General features: G+C 55.7%; 1 pseudogene. It reads left to right on the top strand.

The annotated features are described in order from the left end of the window. Positions 1–244, top strand: a pseudogene (locus tag GJQ66_RS13625) (glutamate dehydrogenase); the annotation flags it as partial.

Below are 244 nucleotides of genomic sequence, written 5' to 3'. Positions count from 1 at the left end.
TCACCGCTGGCGCGGATGATGTGCTGCGCGAAAAGGGCGTGGTGATCATTCCTGATCTTTACGCCAATGCGGGCGGCGTGACCGTGTCCTATTTCGAGTGGGTGAAGAACCTGTCACATATCCGATTTGGTCGGATGCAGCGCCGCCAAGAAGAAAGCCGCCATGAATTGATCGTAAATGAGCTGGAGCGGCTGTCGCGTGACACGGGCATTGGTTGGACGCTGTCGCCCGATTTCAAACAAAA

This window comes from Microbacterium sp. ZXX196, from assembly GCF_009709595.1.
Classification (GTDB): Bacteria; Actinomycetota; Actinomycetes; order Actinomycetales; family Microbacteriaceae; genus Microbacterium; species Microbacterium excoecariae.
This window is presented reverse-complemented; position numbering and strand designations above follow the sequence as displayed.